General features: G+C 70.2%; 17 protein-coding genes and 3 pseudogenes. 6 read left to right on the plus strand and 14 right to left on the minus strand.

What is annotated here, in order from left to right:
- The first annotated feature begins 912 nt into the window (after positions 1 to 912).
- Both ACFWBW_RS39390 and ACFWBW_RS39395 read left to right on the plus strand, forming a co-directional pair.
- On the plus strand, positions 913 to 1068 hold the full coding sequence (locus tag ACFWBW_RS39390; RefSeq protein WP_385383913.1) for a hypothetical protein: 156 nt from the start codon (positions 913 to 915) through the stop codon (positions 1066 to 1068).
- 641 nt (positions 1069 to 1709) lie between these two features.
- Positions 1710 to 2324, plus strand: coding sequence for a hypothetical protein (locus tag ACFWBW_RS39395; protein ID WP_385383916.1), 615 nt, complete (start codon positions 1710 to 1712; stop codon positions 2322 to 2324).
- An 88-nt stretch (positions 2325 to 2412) separates the two neighbouring features.
- On the opposite strand, the gene ACFWBW_RS39400 is transcribed toward ACFWBW_RS39395, so the two are convergent.
- Entirely contained in the window at positions 2413 to 2583 is a 171-nt protein-coding gene (locus tag ACFWBW_RS39400; protein WP_385383919.1) for a hypothetical protein, read from the minus strand.
- 127 nt (positions 2584 to 2710) lie between these two features.
- On the opposite strand from ACFWBW_RS39400, the pseudogene ACFWBW_RS39405 reads away from it, so the two are divergent.
- Positions 2711 to 3071, plus strand: a pseudogene (locus ACFWBW_RS39405) (hypothetical protein); the annotation flags it as partial.
- A gap of 118 nt (positions 3072 to 3189) precedes the next feature.
- Here the strand turns inward: ACFWBW_RS39405 and ACFWBW_RS39410 are convergent.
- From ACFWBW_RS39410 to ACFWBW_RS39435, 6 genes and pseudogenes are all read right to left on the minus strand, one after another.
- A complete protein-coding gene (locus ACFWBW_RS39410; RefSeq protein ID WP_385383922.1) occupies positions 3190 to 4014 on the minus strand; it encodes a hypothetical protein in 825 nt (274 codons plus the stop codon).
- 87 nt (positions 4015 to 4101) lie between these two features.
- Complete coding sequence (locus ACFWBW_RS39415; protein WP_385383925.1) at positions 4102 to 4239, minus strand: hypothetical protein; 138 nt, start codon at positions 4237 to 4239, stop codon at positions 4102 to 4104.
- 120 nt (positions 4240 to 4359) lie between these two features.
- Entirely contained in the window at positions 4360 to 4647 is a 288-nt protein-coding gene (locus ACFWBW_RS39420; protein WP_385383928.1) for a hypothetical protein, read from the minus strand.
- Positions 4648 to 4752: 105 nt separating this feature from the next.
- Positions 4753 to 4944, minus strand: coding sequence for a hypothetical protein (locus ACFWBW_RS39425; protein ID WP_385383931.1), 192 nt, complete (start codon positions 4942 to 4944; stop codon positions 4753 to 4755).
- A gap of 100 nt (positions 4945 to 5044) precedes the next feature.
- A pseudogene (locus ACFWBW_RS39430) lies at positions 5045 to 5179 on the minus strand (FAD-dependent monooxygenase); the annotation flags it as partial.
- 44 nt (positions 5180 to 5223) lie between these two features.
- Entirely contained in the window at positions 5224 to 5985 is a 762-nt protein-coding gene (locus ACFWBW_RS39435) for an SDR family NAD(P)-dependent oxidoreductase (protein WP_385383934.1), read from the minus strand.
- A 135-nt stretch (positions 5986 to 6120) separates the two neighbouring features.
- Here ACFWBW_RS39435 and ACFWBW_RS39440 point away from each other — a divergent pair, with 135 nt between their 5' ends.
- Entirely contained in the window at positions 6121 to 6750 is a 630-nt protein-coding gene (locus tag ACFWBW_RS39440; RefSeq protein ID WP_385383937.1) for a TetR/AcrR family transcriptional regulator, read from the plus strand.
- Between the two features lie 532 nt (positions 6751 to 7282).
- On the opposite strand, the gene ACFWBW_RS39445 is transcribed toward ACFWBW_RS39440, so the two are convergent.
- Positions 7283 to 7504 carry a hypothetical protein gene (locus tag ACFWBW_RS39445; RefSeq protein ID WP_385383988.1) on the minus strand — a complete coding sequence of 74 codons (222 nt, stop codon included), beginning with the start codon at positions 7502 to 7504 and terminating at the stop codon, positions 7283 to 7285.
- 31 nt (positions 7505 to 7535) lie between these two features.
- Between ACFWBW_RS39445 and ACFWBW_RS39450 the strand changes: the two are divergent.
- Positions 7536 to 7643 (plus strand): annotated as a pseudogene (locus tag ACFWBW_RS39450) (excalibur calcium-binding domain-containing protein); the annotation flags it as partial.
- Positions 7644 to 8054: 411 nt separating this feature from the next.
- Here the strand turns inward: ACFWBW_RS39450 and ACFWBW_RS39455 are convergent.
- From ACFWBW_RS39455 to ACFWBW_RS39480, 6 genes are all read right to left on the minus strand, one after another.
- Complete coding sequence (locus tag ACFWBW_RS39455) at positions 8055 to 9407, minus strand: tetratricopeptide repeat protein (RefSeq protein WP_385383940.1); 1353 nt, start codon at positions 9405 to 9407, stop codon at positions 8055 to 8057.
- 354 nt (positions 9408 to 9761) lie between these two features.
- On the minus strand, positions 9762 to 9959 hold the full coding sequence (locus tag ACFWBW_RS39460) for a hypothetical protein (RefSeq protein ID WP_385383943.1): 198 nt from the start codon (positions 9957 to 9959) through the stop codon (positions 9762 to 9764).
- A 550-nt stretch (positions 9960 to 10509) separates the two neighbouring features.
- Positions 10510 to 10899, minus strand: coding sequence for a hypothetical protein (locus tag ACFWBW_RS39465; protein WP_385383946.1), 390 nt, complete (start codon positions 10897 to 10899; stop codon positions 10510 to 10512).
- Between the two features lie 182 nt (positions 10900 to 11081).
- Positions 11082 to 11312, minus strand: a complete 231-nt coding sequence (locus tag ACFWBW_RS39470) for a hypothetical protein (protein ID WP_385383949.1) — start codon at positions 11310 to 11312, stop codon at positions 11082 to 11084.
- Complete coding sequence (locus ACFWBW_RS39475; protein ID WP_385383952.1) at positions 11309 to 11578, minus strand: LexA family protein; 270 nt, start codon at positions 11576 to 11578, stop codon at positions 11309 to 11311. The genes ACFWBW_RS39470 and ACFWBW_RS39475 overlap by 4 nt, the downstream gene beginning before the upstream one ends.
- Positions 11575 to 11811 (minus strand): hypothetical protein, encoded by a 237-nt coding sequence (locus ACFWBW_RS39480; RefSeq protein ID WP_385383955.1) that lies wholly within the window; start codon positions 11809 to 11811, stop codon positions 11575 to 11577. The genes ACFWBW_RS39475 and ACFWBW_RS39480 overlap by 4 nt, the downstream gene beginning before the upstream one ends.
- A gap of 562 nt (positions 11812 to 12373) precedes the next feature.
- On the opposite strand from ACFWBW_RS39480, the gene ACFWBW_RS39485 reads away from it, so the two are divergent.
- Positions 12374 to 12956 (plus strand): hypothetical protein (locus ACFWBW_RS39485; RefSeq protein ID WP_385383958.1); only part of this gene is annotated, 583 nt, incomplete at its 3' end.

Consider the following 12956-nt stretch of genomic DNA (forward strand, 5'->3'; position numbering starts at 1 on the left):
CTGCTGGGCGATCGCCTTGGCACTCATCGGGGCGGCCTGCGCGGGAACCGCGGCCAGCATGGAACCGGCGACACCCAGGGCGAGGACGGTACCCGTGAGGGTCTTCTTCGAAGCGGCGATGCGGCGGATGACGGCGTTGGACACGGACGGACCTTCCGAAGGGGACAAGGACGGTCGCAGGCATGCCGAAGACATGCGCGAGCCACTCACGCGGAGGAGAGGGGTTCGTCGGCGGTGGCGGAGACCGGGTGTGAACCCGGGGGATCTCCGTCCGCCCTGCGACTCATCCGGTTCTACGGGGCCTCGCGGGCCCTGGCAAAGACCGCTCTTACTAGTGGTCCTCGCAGGCGGGCCGGAAGGGGCCCCCGGAGGCCGGTTCGGTATCGGGGCAGGTGGGAGGTGGTGTGAGGGGGCTGGTAGGGGCCGCTTAAGGGCTACTATCCCGGTTCGTATGTGACCTGGGTCCTGTGGGGCGGGTCACCACCGAAGGGGCCGGATCTCACCCTCTGCGCCCGTTTGCGACCCTCTCAGGGGAAGGCCCGGGGCGGATTCGGCCATCGGATCGAAGGAAGCGGGTGATGATCTGCGGGGTTTGTCGGTGGGGTTCGGCAGGTCTTTGTCAGTGGTCTGGATGTTGTTGCCGCTGGTAAGCGTGGGTGTCTGCTACTGACTTGGGGTGCCGAGCTCTGGGCGCGGTCCAGCGCGAACCGGGGCAGGAAACCGGCTGCTGATGCGCGGCGTGGAGAACTTGAGAAGGGCGTGGCCGGGGCGCTGACGCTCCCGGAGCCGCTGCCGGGCCGCTTCCTTGTGCCGTTGCTGCGTTCACTGAGGGGCTTGTAGAGGCTCGGGGTCTGTTGCTCGGCGCGGGTCTCCACGATCCGGGCGTCGTGGGCGCGGGGCGCTTCGACCAGCGTGCGTCGGAAGCTCTGCGCCGCCGACGCCTTCACCAACGCGGTCCGCAGCGCCGCGATCCGCGCCCCGCGGACGGTGTCGGAGCAGCTCTCGGCGCCCAGCAGCTGTGCGGCCTGGAGTTGGGTGTCGGTGACGGCCACTCAGACGACCTGGTAGGGGCACAAGACGCCCCGGTCGAGGGCCTTGGAGAGCGACAGGGTGAAGCACCTGCTGCCGAGGGCCCGTTGGGGTCGCCGTCCATGCTCGCGACGAGCTCGCCGGGTGAGCCGGCCTCGTCCTCGTCTCTGAGCTGCCACAGCCAGGGCGAGGCCGTCTTGGTGGGCAGGGTCCCCAGGCCGAGGGAGGCGGCGTACGTGGCGTAGACGGTGACCTTCTCCAGGCCCAGAGTCCACTCCACGAGCTCGGCCGCATCTGTGGTGTTGGGGAAGGGCTCCTCCTCGCCCCGCAGGGAGGACACTCCGATCGTCGGGCCCCGGCGGCCGCCCTCGCGCCACGCGGCCTCGGTCTGGGCGAGCAGGTCCAGCCAAGGCACGAACACCAGCACCCGGCCGCGCGTGGAGCTCCTCCGCGCTGGAGGCTGCCACCCGGGTCTTCCCGGATGTATCCGGCGTCGCAAGGCCACGCGATCTCCTTCCGGTAGTTCCACGTTGCCGACGGAGAGCGGTCGAGGCAGCCGCGTAGAGGCCTTCCGGCCGACCGGAACGCCCTCGGCCCGAAGAAGATCGAACCGGCGCTACGGCGGAGAGGCGAAGGTCCTGTGAACAGCGGGCCGGGGTCGGGAACCGTTCGGCGGTATCGTGCGTGAGCTCTTGATGGGCAGTCGGCTGGTGGAGGGGAATCTGATGACGTCGCGGGCGATGGTGAGCGTGGCAGTGGTATCGGCAAGCGTGGCGCTGCTGACGTGCGGGTGCGGTCCGGACGAAGCGAAGGAGAGCGCCGGCGCGAAGCCTTCACAGCCGGCCGTGTCCACATCTACGAACGTACCGTCGGGCACGCCGTCCGCATCCGCCGCAACCGGGAAGCCTTCGGCCATTGCGACCGCTGACCTGCCCGCGCCCAGGACGAAGGAGCGCGCGATCCAACGGTACGAGCAGTACCTTCACGGCCTCGGTCGTGAAGACATCGGGACGGTCTGCGAAGTGGCCGGGCCAGGCGCGAAGGAGGCAGAGGATCAGGGGTTCGGTCCGTGCACGACGACGTACGCGATCGTGTTCCAGATGATTTCCCCCGAGCAGAAGAAGGCCCTGCAGACCGCGACGGTCGATCCGCAGCGCGTTCAGGTGCGTACGCTCGACTCGATCGAGATGCCGCTCGAAGCGGTCAGGTCCTCCGCCACCTTCTCTGAGGAAGACCTCGGCAGCTACGTGCTGGAATACCTCAAAGACGACTACTACATCACCGACGGGAAGTAACTCGCCGGCCGCGGAGACCCACCGGAGATTCCAGGCTGCCGAGCCCGAATGGCCGGCGCCCGGCCAGGTTGGTGATCACTCCAGCAGGTCACGGGGTGCTCGAACAGGCCGGCGAAGGCGGGCCGTGCTTGGCCTGGTCGGAGGGGCAGGGGGTGATCCCCGGTCCGTCGAGGAGTTGTGCGGGTGCGCCGCCGAGGCCCAGACCTTGCTCGACCGCATCGGTGCTGCTGGAGGAGAGGCGCAGACCTGCTCGGTGCACGCCGCCCCGGATCCCCTTCGCCCCGCAGGCCAGCGGGGTTTGTCAGAGGTGTCTCCTAAGCTCCATTCAGGTCTGCGTGATGAAGGTGGGCCTCTGACAACTCCGACAGCAGGGAGCGTCTTCTCGGATGACTGCGCAGCCCGCACGCCCTGAGCGCAGCGGCCCCAGACCGCCTCGGTCATGAATGCCGCGCCGTTCAAGTCTTCTCCGGTCAAGGCTGTGTTCAGGGACGTGACCCCGATGCAGGTCTCTCGGTCGGCCGCATGGGCCGCCGCGTCGGTGACGCGGACAGTGCTGACGGAGATAGTCAACGGCGCGCGGAGAGCGGCGGCGGAGGAAGCCCGGAAGAAGCTGATTCCTGGGGACCTGATCGCGGCGATCAGCCGGAACGTCGAGCTGGAGGTGGCAGACGCGTGGTACCACCACAGCCCGACTTTTCGTGGCTGACCGGCGTCGCGTACGACGATGAAGGTGTCATCGTGCCTTCTCCGTCAGAGGATCCCCGCTCATGAACCAACGAGACAGGTGCAGTGACGGTCAGCCGATCGGCCGTTGTTCCGGGTGTGGAAACCGACTTGCTGGCCATCCGCTCCGCGCACTGGAGGGTCAGGAGCCCGCGCCGGCCGGTGTGAGCTTCGCGATGTCGATGACCTCGGAGTCCGCCGGGGGCGTGGTGTCGATGGGGGTGTCGAAGGCCGAGTAGGCGATCTCTCCGGCCGTGCCCCCGCCCACCAGGGCCTTGAGGAGGTGGGGGGTGCCCTCGGTGGCGATCCAGTAGGTCTCTTCCTGGCCTTGCGCGGTCTCCGCGGAGACCGCGACCACCGCCCTGCCGTCGATCACGGAGGTCCCGGTCTCCCTGGCCTTGACCGCGTTCGCGCCGACGCTCGTCAACGGGGTGACCTGGTCGCAGGCGGCCGACATCTGGCGGGCCTGCGGGTTGCTCGTGGGAATGCGCACCCAGTGCGCGGCGAACGCGCCGACCACCGCGTTCTCCTGCTTCTTCGAGGCCTTCTTCTGCGCGGCGATGCTCCGCCAGAACTCGGCGTCCCCGTTGACGTGGACGAGCTCGGCCGTCTTGATGATGCTGAGCGACCCGGTTCCCACCATCTGCACGGTGCCCCGGCAGTTGCCGCTCTTGTCGACGGCCAGGTCCATCTTGACCGACGTACCCGCCGCCACCGGCGTTCCGTCCGCGGTCTTTCCGTTCGCCGTGCTGGACAGCGTGCCCGTGACGTGGACCGACTGGAGCGCGTCCATGGCCGCGCCGGACTTGGCGAGGATCTGGTCGACCGGCAGGGTGTCCCGCGCGGCGGACGGCGTCGCCGCCGGTGTCGAGGCGCCGCTCGCGCTCTCCGCGTCGGGTCCGCAGGCCGTCATGGTGAGCAGGGCCGTGGTGCCGAGCGCCATCGAGGCGATCGTTCGCGCGTGCATGTGTCCCCCGGGGATGTCGTGGGCGACCGACGATATCCGCAGGTGCAGAAGGCGCCGCACCAGGGTCGGCCTCGGCCCCGCCCGGGGTCAGGACTTCTTCCGGTCCAGGCAGTCGACGGTCTTGAAGAAGCCGTCCCCGGCGGTGAATATCACGACGGCCTGCCCCTCGGGGTTGCCGGCTGGTCGCGGCCTGCCCGGCCGGACCCCGACCACCGTCGTAGACACCCCGCCCCTTCCCATCCACGGCTTGGATCGGCCCTTCGACGCCATCGGGGACGCCCCTACCGGCCCGGGCGATTGCGGAACACCGCGGGGTGTTCCGCGAGGCGTACATTCCGGCCCCGCCTACGGACGACAGACCGTCAGGCCCTGCTGGATCAGGAGCGGCTTCCACCTGGCCTTCTGTTTCGGAACTGCTCCCGGGTGATGCGTCGCGGCGTGCGGCTCCTCGTGGTAGGTGTCGAGCAGGCCGTCGGGTGCCCGGCCGGCCACCTCGGCGGCCGGGCCGCGGAAGTCGTACGTGATGACCCGGCTGGGCCCGAATGGGTTCGGCCAGGTCAACGTCCAGCCCTGCGGGGTGTGTTCATAGCCACTGTGCGCGGTGTGCGGCTCCAGGAAACGCACCTCGCCCATGAGCGCGGACAGCGTGGCGGGGTGCCGGCGAAGCCGGTGCCGGCCGACTTGCGCACGGTACTGCGCGCGCCGTTGGTCGGTGCCGACAACCCAGCCTGCGAACAGTTAGCGGGCGCCGGAGTCTTCGGATCCGGGTTCGGAGGCTTCGTAGGCGATGCGGACACTCCCGCCGCGGTCTTCGACTCCGGCGGCCCGTACACCGCGGCGTATCTGTGCGCCCAGGGCCTCGGCGCGCCGGGTGAACACCCCCTGCGCCCACGCCAGCGGACTGTCGACCAGCGCCGGGCCTTCGTCCACCAGCGGGCGCCAGGCCGAGCCCCCAGATCCCGGCGAAGCGGAAGGGGCAGGGGCGGCCGGCCCGTTGTCGGGCGGGCAGGCCGGGCTGCACCGCCTCAAGCAAGCCGCGCCGGTGCTGCAGCTGTGCGGTGCGGGCATGCAGAGTACCGGCGTTGGACTCCCGGTTCGGCTCGGCCAGTTGCTCCAGAACGACGGTGCGTACGCCGTGCAGGGCGAGCTCGCCGGCGAGCAGGGGTTCCCACGGGCCCGCCGCCGACGATCACCACCTCGGCCTGGGTGTCAGGCACTTGCTCCGCCGTCTGTCACCAGGTCATGTCCGACCACGAAGCTGGACTCCGCGGAGGCCAGCCATAGTACGGCCGCGACGATCTCGTCGGTCTCGGCGAGGCGGCCGAGCGGAATGGTGCCGTTCAGGCGGGCCGCGCGCTCCGCCTCGGACTCACCCGGCATGAAGGTCATGGCGGTGTTGGAGGCGCCTGGACTGACCGCGTTGATACGGATGCCGTCCTTGATGTGGTCGAGGGCTGCGGACCGGGTGAGGGTGGAGACGGCAGCCTTGGACGCGGCGTAGGCACCCATTCCGGGATAGCGGAGGTGGTCGCCGATATTGGAGGCGGCGTTGACGATGACGCCGCCGCCGTTGTCGCGCATGTGCCGGATCTCGTACTTCATGGCGAGCATCACGCCAGTGAGGTTCACCGCGAGCTGCGCGTGCCACTGACCCTCGTCGAGGTCGGCGAGGGGGCCGAGGCCGGTGAGGATGCCGGCGTTGTTGTGTGCGATGTGCAGTCCGCCGTGGCGGGAGACAGCGGTATCGACCATCGCCTGCACGGAGGCGGAGGAGGTGACATCGACGGTGACCGCGCTCGCCGTGCCGCCGTCCTGCTCGATCAGCTTGACCGTCTGGGCCGCGTTCTCTGCGTTGAGGTCGGCGGCGACGACCGTGGCGCCCCGCGCCGCGAAGGCACGGGCGCTGGTGCGGCCGATGCCGGAGCCGGCGCCGGTGACGAGGGCGACCTTGCCGTGGAACGGTGCGGACATGGTGGATCTCCTTGCTGCGATACGGAGGGTGGCTCGGCAGCCATTTCTGTGCTGACCGACACATAAATCATGCATCACCGCTTCGTCGCAGGTCAAGTGATATATTTAATGGACGACACAGAAAGGGGTGGTGTGATGGCCGGGCGAGGCAGACCACGGGCCTTCGACCGGGGCGAGGCGCTGCGCCGCGCGCTGCGCGTCTTTTGGGAGCGCGGCTTCCAAGCGACGTCGATGAGCGATCTCACCGCGGCGATGGGCATCAACTCGCCCAGCATCTACGCGGCCTACGGCTCCAAAGAAAAGCTCTTCCACGAGGCGGTCGCGCTCTACACGAGCACCGAAGGCGACTACACCCGGCGCGCCCTGGCCGAGGAGCCGACGGCCCGCGCCGCCGTGGAGGCGATGCTGCGGGACAACGCCGCGGCATACGCGGATCCCGCAACCCCTACCGGCTGTCTGGTCGTGCTGGCCGCACCCGTCTCCGTACCGGAGAACTCCTCAGTCCCCACTACTCTCGCCCGCATGCGGGCCGAAGTGCGGGAAATGATCCGCGAGCGGGTCCAGCGAGGCATCGTCGACGGTGACGTACGGCCAGACGCCGACACCCAGACCATCGCCTCCTTCTACAGCACCGTACTCAACGGACTGTCCATCCAGTCGAGGGACGGGGCGTCGGCCGGGCAACTGCAGAACACCGTCGATGGAGCCCTGGCGGCCTGGGACGCACTGGCCGCACCCCGCACCGAAGGCCGTGGTCGTGTCTGAGAGTTGAACGGGGAGGCTTTCGAGTACTCCCGCTATCTTGGGACGAGCCCGCGACGCAGATCGCGATCGTCTTCGGCACCGGCGCCCATACCGTGCCCGCGCCCACCTCAGGATGTAGCGCAGCTCCATGGCCATACCCGTCGAGGCTGGTCAGTTCGGTGCTCCCGGTGGCGACATCAGCGGGGGGCACTGGCGGCGTCGGCGGATCGCGCGAACGGTGAACGGGTCCGGCCGGCGGGTCGGGACGTCTGGTCGAGTGGTGCGGCACCGCCTTCTCGCGCACCATTGCCTTCCCACTCCGGGGAGGCCGGATGAACCCTTACGACACTGTGGAGCCGCGGCCAGGCAGATCTGGCGCCAACCGGCTGGTCCGGGCCGTCGCACTGGTCCTCGTGCCGCCGGTGGCAGCCGTGTGGCTGTGGCGCTCGCCCCGCCTCGGGACCGTCACGAAGGCCGTCCTGACCGGCTGGTGTGTCCTTGCCACGTTCTTGTGGATCGGCTTCCTCGCCGGCCCGGCCCCGAAGAGCCCTTCTCATCCCGTCGAGACAACTCCCACCCCGAACGCGTCGGCCTCCAGTCCGATCGCGACGACGGAGCCCACCTCGACGCCGTCCCCGAGACCCTTGGCCACGTCCGGTCCGGTACCGGCACCAACCGAGGCGTCGGATACCACGCCGGCCACCCCGGCCGGGCCCCCTTCGTCGGGGGACCCGGTCGCGCCCGCCGAGCCGAGCGGGGCCACCACATCGGCCACCGAGGCTCCGAGCGCGTACTACCGCAGGTGTGCCGACGCTCGCGCGGCTGGCGCCGCGCCGCTGCACCGGGGAGAGCCGGGCTACCGATCGGAGCTCGACCGGGACGGCGACGGCGTAGCCTGCGAACCCTGGCTGTGATCAGAGATGAAAGGTCGGGACGAGCACCACAAACATCCGGGTATAGACGGATCGCGCACGGGCGAGGACGGGGCCGGCGGGCGCCCACCCGCCAGGGCTCTGGCTGGGCCGCGAACTCACCCCACCGGTGGCACCTTCCTGGCATCCGGCCCGCCCGCACAACCGCGCTGGTCCAACTCGCCCAGGACCTTCCGCCCGCAGTTCTCGCCCCATGCTGGGCGGCCTCCAACGTCGATACCGCCCAGCAGTGGCGCGAACGCGCCGCCACCGACTGGAGTGCCTACCTCGAAGCCCGCCGAACCGGAACACACCCAGCCGAACAGCGACGGCGCAGGCCATCCCCCGGGCAATGGGCATGTCGCCCTCCAAGTGACGGGCCGCCATCCCTACGGGCCCGGACCGGGCAGGGCCTCAGAACGGGGGGTCCTCCGACCATAGGTGTGTCGTCGGTATAGCGGGCGTTTGGGGGCGGGGCTGCTGAAGGACGGCCAGGGCTTCGTCGATACGGCCGAGGTCGATGAGGTAGCCGGCCAGGTCGTGGCTGTTCCTGGGGTCATGTTGCTGAAGGACGGTGACGGCTTCCTCGGTGCGCCCGGCATCGGTGAGAAGCCGAGCGATGTGTTCCGCCGCGTACCAAGTGGTGCCTTCGGGGTGGGCTCGGGCCCGTTCAACAGCCTCGTCGACCCCGCTGCAGGCGGCGATCAGCGGCAGCCGCATCCAGAACAGCTCCCATTCAGCCTCACCCCCGCCCTGGGTGGCGAGGGCGTCGAGGTGGGCCAGGCCGTCGGAGGGGCGGCCCTGATCGAGACACAGCTGGGACAGGGCGTGGAGAATCCAGTCGTCGCGGCGGTGGGCGTCGGCCTGGGCGCGCATCACGGCGATCGCCTCGTCGCCCCGGTCGTGCCGGGCCAGGAGCTGCGCGAGCTCGTAAGCCGAGTTCGGGTTCCAGGCCGCGGGTCCGTCGGTCTGCCCGTATGCAGCGATCGCGCCCTCAACGTCAGCACACTCCTCCAGCAGCTCCGCCAGCCGCTGTACGGCCTCCTCATGTCCGTCGGTTGCCGCGTAGGCGCGCAGTTCCTCTATCCGGCCGTGGCGGGCCAACAGGTCGGCGAGCTGGTCGCGGCTGTTGACCGAGGTAATCTGCCGGTGCCTGAGCAGGGCGATGGCCTCGTCGATGTGGCCCTGGCGCTCGCGGATCGTCGCGAGTAGGCCGATCGCCGTGTCGGGGTCCAGGCCGCAGCACCACGGACCGTCGCAGCGGTGGTCGGGCCCTATCCGGGCGGCGAGCAGCGCGGCGGCCTCCTCGTCGCGGCCAGCGACGGCGGCCACGTCGACCAGGGCGGTGGCGAGCACCCAGTCATCGGCGTGCGGCAGCAGCATGGTGAACGCCTCCGCGGCGCGGCCGTGCCGGGCAAGCAGCCGCGTGTAGGCCTCCAACGCCATCAGGTGCCCGACAGCCATCCGGGCCCGGACGGTCTCGATCGATTCCTCGCTCCGGCCCCAGCCCTCCAGCAGCTCGGCGGTCGCTACGACGGCCGTCCACCAGCCCGTAGCGGTGTATGGGGCGAGCACCTCCAGTGCGTCGGCCTGTCGGCCCCACTCACCCAGCAGCCGCGCCCACGCAAGCGCGCAGAACCACTCCCCGCGTCCGGCCCACTCCTCCACCACGGCTGCATGGCCGTGGTGGAGGAGCCGGGAGACCAGTTCCGGTGGGATGCAGCCGGACCGCGTCCGGGCCCGATAGTCAAGATCAACAGAGTCCACGGCCACGCACCATAGCGCCGACCTCTGACATCCGCCGATACCGCTGGCAGTTTCGAATACAGCACGGTTGGAATGACGCTCCCCGCCGGCTGGGGCCTCGGCTTGAGTCCCGGCTGTCTTTGCGGCGTCGATCACCTCGCCGAATCAGAGCCCACCCCCTCCGGAGGGCTCGATGATGGTGAGCTTCTTGGGGTCCTCGCTTCCCAGCCCTGCGTAGACCCCAATGGGTCCCGGCCTTCTCACGTGAGCAGAACGCGAGACCCCCGCCCTGCACCCCCGGGGCCCGGCGGCACACGAGGGGCAGGGCGGCACACGAGGGGCCCGGGACCGATACCGTCCCGGGCCTCAGTGCTGTCAGAACTGCTGAGCCTCAGGTGTGTTGTCGAACCACCACTGACAGACCCGATACCTATTGGTCGGACTGCCAGCGTCGGCGAGCGTCACGACAGCCACCACGTGACCGCTGCAATTCGGGCTGGTCACGTCGTGCATGCTGCACTTCAAGGCGTTGTCCGGTGCCATCCGGTCGATGGCAACGATTCGGGATTTCATGGCGGGAGGCTACGCGGCGGCGTGGTCCGTGCGGAGCCGGATCGAGCCAGAGTGGCACCCCCGGCTCCGCATCCCCGGCCGCCATGACCAGACCGGCCGCCTGCGCCCCGAGGCCGCACGGTGCCGCCCTTGCGGACGGATCAGGCACGCCAGGTAGCGGAGCACCAGGCCCCAGCCGGCCCCGGGCACCCGAGACGGGGAAAAACGTGAACGCTCACACGGGCCTTCGGCGCCGGCCCGGCGGCCGCCGTCGACGAGCTGGTGCGCGGCCTGCCCGGGCAGTTGGCCGACTGGCAGCAGTCGATCGGCGAGCTGGGCCGCGCGCTCGCCACGGCAACTGAAGGCCGACCGCTACCCGGCTGGTCCACCGACGCCGGCCGCACCGAGGACATCGGGTGGCGCCAGGCCCGCACCACGCTGCTCGAGGCCGTCGCACGCCACCAGCACGCTCACCTACTCGCCGCCATCGTCGAGCTCGGCGGTGAGCTGGAGCTCCCGGCTACCCGTTACGGGCGCTTCAGGGGCGCGGTCATCCCAGAAGGCTGCGCGGTCAGCGCCGACCGCCGCCGATGCGGCGGTCGTCGGCCAGTGCGGTCAGCGGGCCGAACTCGCGGGCAAGCTGGGTCCACGTCAGAACCTCGCCACAGCGGGCGGGGAACTCCTTCGGGTTGAACTCGGGCATGGTCCAGGTGCCAGTACCCCGGTCCCGCAGCCACAGGTCCCCGTCCCCGTCGACCACAGTCGGCGGGACCGGTACGGGCTCGGCCTGATCGGTGGGCTCCCAAGTGACCCGGCCCGGGTGGGAAACGCGGCGCAGCTCGGTGGTGGCCAGCCGCGCGGCCAAGTCACGGGTGGACTCTTCGGCGTCCTTGACCGCCGCGAGTCGGAATGCGTCGTCAAGTACGGGCAGGGCTGGATTCTTGCTGCGCTTTGAACTCATACGCTGACTACCTTCGGTGAGGGGCGTCACATCCGTTATGGCACCCCGTAGAGGAACACGGTATCCGAGGCGGGAGCCGAGCCGGCTACGACATCTGTCCAGGTGGAGGCACTGGCACACCGGGCGGTGGGGCTAGGTGGTGAGCTGGTCCTGGACGTGGCGCAACCCGTGGTGGTAGCGCCTTAGGTGCGTGATTCGGGCTCCGCGGCGAACTCGCCCTGGGGGGTCCACTTCCGCAGCACATGCCGGGCCCGGTCGGTCTCTTCGATGAGCTGGATAGCCGCGGCCTGGCTTCCGTACAGTCCGACCCATCGCCGGTAGGTACGCCGCGCGGTGTCCGCGACTGCCCACTCGCCCGTGGTCGCGGGGCCGTCCTCCGTGAACTGGAGGACGACCACGAACATGGCCGTCACCCCAGGGCTCCATCGGCCGTGAGGTTCTGCGCGGCGGCGAGCCGCCGCCGCCCCGTGCCGGTGACCTCCACACTGCTCCACGACCGCGTCGCCCGCACCAGCAGTCCGCCCGCTTCCAGCTGGGAAAGCTGATACGAGACGGACGAGGTGCTGGAAAGGCCGGCCATCACCCCGATCTCCCGGATGGTCGGGCCCCTGCCGTGGGTCTCGATGTAGCTGGAGATCGCTTCGAGGACCAGCATCCTGCGCGCCTTCAGCCGGGTCACGCCGCCGCCTCCCAGTCGTAGGCGCGGGCCCGGCGCACCAGCTCGGCACGCATGGCGGATGAGCACCCGGAGGTGGCCCAGTAGGGGTGACAGGCCAGCGCACTGGAGAGGTCGATGAGCCGGCGGCGCAGGTCGGTGGCGCCCTGCGTGGGGGTGAGCCGGGCGAGCGCCTCGTAGGTGCGGATCCACTCGTACTGGAGGCGGATCAGGTCGTGGGGAAAAAGCGGAGCCATTCCTTCAGTAGCGCATATGTTCGATTTAGGAGGCAAGGCGACACTCGTGGGCCGGATCGCACTGCTGGGGTCGGGGCGTCGGGCGGCGCGGGCTTCGGGGGGCGAGGGTGCGCAGGCGGTCGGCGAGTTCGCTGTGGCCGTCGCTTGCCTGTGTTCCGGGTCGGGCCGGGTGGGGGAGTGCTTCGACACCTGGCAGGGGCCGCGTCTGGCCCGTGGTACGGCGAGGCCGGGTAGAGACGGGAAGGGGTGCAGCTATGGGCGAAATCAGGGTGAGCGGGGGAGCACCTGGACCGGCTGCCCACGGACAGCTCCGGCACCTACGGCGCCCCCTATCAGCGAGCCTTCGCGGAACCCGCGCGTACGCGCCGGGGCCGTCCCGCCGCCGAGGTCCTGCCGTTGCCGACACGTGCCGCGGACCGGGCGCTGCTCGGGTTCTCGCGCGGGGCCTGTGGGAGCAGGCGCCCGCCGCGTTCCCCGCGGACGCCACCCCACCGCGGTAGAGGTGCCACCGGGAACGGCTAGGGTGCGTCGGGAACGTGATCGCGCACCCGTGGGGGATGGAATGACAGTGCACCGGCCCGGACTGCCGCAGGACCTGCCCGCGCCGGAGGTCCTGTGGGCCCGGTGGAGCGCGGTCGCCGTGTTGGAGGCGACGACCGAGGCGGAGCAGAAGCCGCCGGGTCACCGCACGGGCTGCTGGATCGACGACCGTGGGCTGCGCCTCGACGACTGCGGCTGCACCTGGTGGACGCTGAAGCCGCTGGGCGGGGACCGGTTCGTGCTCTTCGGTGAGGACGAGTCCAGCGGGGTCAAGTGGCACGAGCCGCCGGTCGACATGCTGGCCGGGGCTCCGGACTGGCTCCCCCACGACGAGCTCCGTGAGCTGATCGCGGGAAACGAGCTGGGGTGCGTGTACTGGTCCGAGAACGGGTCCTGGGCACGGGCTCCGTACCCGGAGGACCTCGATGACGACGGTCTCGACTGCGGGTTGAGCCGTTTCGTCAACGAGGACGAGCTGCTGCGGGAGCTCGACGGCGGGGCGGTCCTTGGGGAGGGCCGCGCGGAGCTGGTGCGCCGCGCCGAGCGGTACGAGCTGACGCCGGAGCTGCTGGAGACCCTCGTCCGCGGTTCGGGCGGCGAGCCCG

The organism is Streptomyces sp. NPDC059957 (genome assembly GCF_042730015.1).
In the GTDB taxonomy this organism is placed as follows: Bacteria; Actinomycetota; Actinomycetes; order Streptomycetales; family Streptomycetaceae; genus Streptomyces.